Source organism: Burkholderiaceae bacterium DAT-1, from assembly GCA_019084025.1.
Classification (GTDB): domain Bacteria; phylum Pseudomonadota; class Gammaproteobacteria; order Burkholderiales; family Chitinimonadaceae; genus DAT-1.
Window position 1 is genome coordinate 1 of sequence record JAHRBI010000022.1, and the last position, 579, is coordinate 579.

Here is a 579-nt window from a genome sequence, read left to right on the forward strand (position 1 = left end):
ATAGCGCGCGGAATCCGGCCTTGGCGCAGCCGAGTTCACGCGAGGGCTGGGTTTTGCGGAAATCGTGAATCACCACCACGCCTTGCCCGACAGCCTGTCCGCACAGACAGGCCTGCACATCCATGCAGTGTTCTGACTCCTCCAGATCAACCGGCAAGCCTTCGGACACCACAATATGCAGTTTCTCGCCGGAAGGGTCGAGGGTGCGGATGCTGCCGCCATCGGCATCAAAGCGTTCCATCACCCGCTTCAGAAAACCTCTGCACATGGATTCCACATCGCAGGGCTGATTCAGGAAGCTGGTCATGTCGTAGAGGGTGGTCAGCTCGCGGTTTTGCAGCTCCAGTTCTCTGGTTTTTTGTTCGACCCGTGCTTCGAGGTCGCCATACAGTCCCTGCAATTCATCGGCCATGTGATTAAAGCCCAGAGCAAGTGCACCGAATTCGTCGTTAGATTCGACCGGCAGCCGTGCGCTGAATTCGTGGGCCGCCATGCGTGCCAATCCGCGCTGCATATGCATGATGGGCAGAATAATCCAGATATACAGCAGGTAGATCATCGCCAGTGTCCCCACGCCAG

1 protein-coding gene is annotated in these 579 nt (G+C 57.3%); it reads right to left on the reverse strand.

Annotated elements, in window-relative coordinates:
• A partial coding sequence (locus tag KSF73_17320; GenBank protein MBV1777481.1) for a HAMP domain-containing protein occupies window positions 1–579 on the reverse strand: 579 nt, incomplete at both ends.